Annotated in this window: 4 protein-coding genes; 2 read left to right on the top strand and 2 right to left on the bottom strand. The window is 71.9% G+C overall.

All coding sequences use genetic code 11. The features are described from left to right. Together VH969_RS00020 and VH969_RS00015 are read left to right on the top strand one after the other, a co-directional pair. The coding region (locus tag VH969_RS00020) for an OmpL47-type beta-barrel domain-containing protein (RefSeq protein WP_331968184.1) at positions 1 to 2,402 on the top strand (2,402 nt) is incomplete at its 5' end. A 56-nt stretch (positions 2,403 to 2,458) separates the two neighbouring features. Further along, entirely contained in the window at positions 2,459 to 2,989 is a 531-nt protein-coding gene (locus VH969_RS00015; RefSeq protein WP_331968181.1) for a hypothetical protein, read from the top strand. A 41-nt stretch (positions 2,990 to 3,030) separates the two neighbouring features. On the opposite strand, the gene VH969_RS00010 is transcribed toward VH969_RS00015, so the two are convergent. Then, on the bottom strand, positions 3,031 to 3,318 hold the full coding sequence (locus VH969_RS00010; RefSeq protein ID WP_331968178.1) for a hypothetical protein: 288 nt from the start codon (positions 3,316 to 3,318) through the stop codon (positions 3,031 to 3,033). Positions 3,319 to 3,352: 34 nt separating this feature from the next. Then, positions 3,353 to 4,237, bottom strand: a complete 885-nt coding sequence (locus VH969_RS00005) for a trypsin-like serine protease (RefSeq protein WP_331968175.1) — start codon at positions 4,235 to 4,237, stop codon at positions 3,353 to 3,355. Positions 4,238 to 4,261: the final 24 nt, after the last annotated feature.

Genomic DNA, 4,261 nt, shown 5'->3' with positions numbered 1-4,261 from the left:
ACACCTACACCGCGCCCGGCAACTACGACGCGTCGGTGACCGTCACCGACGCGCGCGGCGCCGCGACCACCGAGCACGTGCCGATCACCGTGGACAGCCCGAGCCCGAGCTGCCTGACCGGCAAGTCCGACGACTTCCTCGGCAGCTCGCTCGACGCGGGCCGGTGGACGGTGATCCGCCGCAACCAGGACCTGTCGGTCTCCGGTGGCAGCCTGCACATCCCGACGTCCAACACCGACATCTACGGCACGGACAACGCCAACCCGACGCCGAACATGGTCGTCCAGCCCGCGCCGAGCGGGGCCTGGCAGGCCACGACGAAGGTGTCGCTGACCGCCCGGGACGCCTACCAGCAGGCCGGTCTGGTGCTCTACGGCGACGACGACAACTACGCCAAGATGGTGCTGGAGGCGCGGGGCACGGCCGACGCCGACGCCCGGATCTTCCAGTTCATCCGGGAGGAGGGCGGCCAGCCGAACGAGGTCGCCGAGTCCAACACGGCGAACCTCGGCGCGGACTACCCGGACACGGCCTACGTCCGGCTGGCGAGCGACGGCACGAAGCTGACCGCGTCGTACTCGGCGGACGGCCTGTCGTGGACCGCGATGCCGCAGGCCGACAAGCTGATCGCGGGGATCGCGAACCCGCGCATCGGCCTGATGTCGCTCACCGGCACGGGCAACCGCCCGGTGGTCGACGCCGCGTTCGACTGGTTCCAGCTGGTGCCGGACGACACCGCGGGCCCGGTCTCGCCGGACGACGAGTTCGACGGCTCCGCCGTGGACGGCTGCCGGTGGAGCACGATCGTGCGCCCCGACCCGGCCGCGGAGCGGGTGACCGGCGGCAACCTGGAGATCGACACCAGCAACGGTGACATCTACTCGACGCCGAACTCCGGCCCGGCGAACTTCACCCTGCAGAACCCGCCCGCCGGGGACTGGACGGTGGAGACCAAGATGGACGGCAGCGCGTTCAACCAGGCCTACCACCAGGGTGGCCTGATGGTGTACGTCGACGACGCGAACTACGTGAAGTTCGACTACATCACCGACAGCGCGACCGGCCGGCGGATCGAGCTGCGCAGCGAGGTCGGCGACGCCGTCCAGGACCCGCAACCGCAGGCCACGGGCCTCACCCAGGGCGTGTGGTGGCTGCGCCTGACCAAGGAGGGGAACGCCTATCACGGGTCCTACTCCGCGGACGGGACCACGTGGACGGACGTCGGCGAGGCGGTGACCAACGCCGCGGTCGCGGGCGGAAAGGTCGGGCTGTTCGCCTTCGGGGTCAACCAGACCCAGTCGGTGACCGCGAAGTTCGACTTCTTCCACGCGTCCTGGGCCGAGCAGGCGGACGAGACCGCACCGGTGACCACGGCGACCACCGACCCGGCCGCGCCGGGCGCCGGCGGCTACCACACCGGACCGGTCACCGTCAGCCTCGCCGCGACCGACGAGGAGGGCGGCAGCGGCGTCGAGTCCACCGAGTACTCGGTCGACGGTGCCGCGTTCACCGCGTACACCGAGCCGTTCACGGTGAGCGGCGACGGTACCCACGAGGTGCGGTACCGGTCCACGGACGCCGCCGGCAACGTCGAGGAGGCCAGGACCCTGACGGTCGAGGTCGACGCGACCGCGCCGCTGACGGCCGCGCAGTTCGCCCCGCCGAACGACGCGGGGTGGCACGACGGGGCGGTGCCGGTGATCCTGTCCGCCGCGGACGAGACGTCCGGGGTGGCGAGCACCGAGTACTCGCTCGACGGTGGCGCGTGGACCCCTTACACCGAGCCGGTCGACGTCTCCGGCGACGGCACCCACACGCTGGCGTACCGCTCGACCGACGAGGCGGGCAACGCCGAGGCGGAGAAGGCGGCCACGATCAGGATCGACGGCACCCGGCCGACGGTCCTGGTCTCCGGCATCGCCGACGGGCAGGTCTACGGCGACAGCCAGGACCTGCGGATCAGCTGGCAGGCCGTGGACTCGACGTCCGGGGTCAGGACGCTGACGGGCGCGCTCGACGGCGCGGCGTACCAGACCGGCACGCTGCAGGCGCTCTACGAGCTGGCGCTGGGCACGCATTCGCTGAAGGTCATCGCAACGGACAACGCCGGCAACCGGACCGCGCAGACGGTCGCGTTCGGCATCACGACGTCCACTCGCGACATCGCGAACCTGGTCGACCGCTTCCACGCGGTCGGCTGGCTCAACCAGGCCTCGGCGAACAAGCTGGCGACCCAGCTCGGCAAGGCCCGCAAGGCGGAGGCGACCGGCAACGACACGAAGACCGTGTCGCTGCTGCGAAAGTTCCGCACCACCGCGACGGATCCGGCCACCGTGCCGGTCGCGGAGGTGCGGACGGTCCTCGCCAGGGACACCGACGCGATCATCGCGCGGCTGTCCTGACCGGCACGGGTGCCCCGCGCTTCGGGCGCGGGGCACCCTTCACCTCAGGGAGAACCATGTTCCGCAGACCCGCCCTCAGCAGGCTTGTCACCGCGGCCGGCGTCGTGCTGGCCGCCCTGCTCACCGTGCTCGCGACGTCCGGCATGGCGCGTGCGCACGGCGGTCCGATCGCCCTCGAGGTGCAGGGCGACGGCGGTCAGGGTGTCACCGCGGCGGTGAGCTACGCCCGCGACCACCACCCGGTGGAGGTCGAGGTCGACCTCAGCTTCACCGCAGTATCGGCCGAGGGCGACACGCTCGGGCCGGTCCCCATGGTCGCCTCGAACGAGGGCCGGGGATTCTACGTCAGCACGAAGAAGCTGCCGGTCGGCAAGTGGACCGTGACGATGAGCGCCACCCACCCGTCGGCGGCGACGAAGACCGTCGCGGTCGAGTCGGCGGTCCTGCCGCCGGCGAACCGGCCGGCTCCGGCACCGAGCGGCATGCCGGCCGCGGCGGTGGTGGCGGGCGCGGCGGCGATCGTCGCGGTCCTCGCGGCGGCCGCCTTCTTCGGCTCGGTCGCCCTGCGCCGCCGGCGAACCGCATAGACCGCGGGCCGGTGGACCACGCCGTGGACCCCCGGCCCGCGTCAGTTCTTCAGCAGCACGTCGATCGCGGTCGCCTCGTCGTTCGGGAACACGAGGATCCGCAGACCGACCCCGTCCTCAGCGGGCACCGTGGTGGCGGCGACACCCGCCTGCTTGAGCTGGTTCTCGACCACCCGCGCCGCCGTGGACGACGGGACCTTCGCCACCTCGCGCAGCAACCCGTAGTCCTTGCGGTGCGCCTTGTCCGTGTCGAGGCTCAACGCCCACCGCAGCACCAACGCCAGCAGCCCGACCACCACCAGCGGAATCAGCAGGGTGTAGTAGCCCACGCCACCATTGTCCGGCACCCGGGTGGAAAAAGAACTACGGAAGCGCGACGAACTGCGTGAGGAACGCGCGCGCGGTCGGGGTGTCGGTCCGGTACGTGACGTTCGTGGCGTAGCACGGGACGTCGCCGGTGATCGTCGTCGCGACGAGCACGAGCTTGCCGCCGAGCACGGCGAAGTTCGGGCCGCCGGAGTCGCCGTAGCACGCCCCGCCGTTGCCCTGCTGCTCGTGCATCGACAGCCGCACCCAAGCCTTGTTGAGCGCGTTGAACCCTTCCGGTGCCTTCATCCGCACGCCGCCGCCCGGGTGCACGTGCCCGCCGGGCCCGCGCTGTGCCTCCTCGGTGCCGTACCCGACCACGACGAACGCCGTGCCGTTCAGCGCCTGCGGACCGAGCCGGTCCAGCAGCCCCGCGGTGGGCAGGGTCGCCGGCGTGAACGACCAGCGCGCCGCCATCGCGGCCGCCGGCACCTCGACGACGGCGATGTCGTGCGGGTTCGACGCCGGGCCGGGATAGCCGGACTCGGTGTGCGCGACGCCCTCGACGCCGACCGCCCGCGCGATCGCCGTCGGGTCACCGGGGTGCGCCGCCGCGGCCGCGTCGAGCGCGCCCTGCACGTCCTGGTCGAGCGAGACGTAGAACCGCACGTTCGGCGGCCAGGTGAACGGGGCGGTGCAGTGCGCGGCGGTCAGGAACGTGTTCGCGTCGACCATCGTGCCCGAGCAGACCCAGTCGACCCGGTCCGGCGTGGCCGGGTTCTCGTCGTCGTCCCACGTGACCACGAGCGCGCCGACCTCGGTGCGTTCCGGGGCCGGGGTCGCGTTGTAGCTGTTGATGGCGGCCGCCGGTACGGCGCTCGCCACCAGAGTCGCGGCGGTCGCCGCGACGATTCCCAGGGCCGTCCTCGACATTCGTCTCATGGAGTTGTCCTTCTACTCACCCAG

The organism is Actinophytocola sp., assembly GCF_036555685.1.
Taxonomy (GTDB): domain Bacteria; phylum Actinomycetota; class Actinomycetes; order Mycobacteriales; family Pseudonocardiaceae; genus Actinophytocola.
The sequence above is the reverse complement of the archived record's forward strand: the minus strand, read 5'-3'. Positions and strand labels throughout refer to the sequence as shown.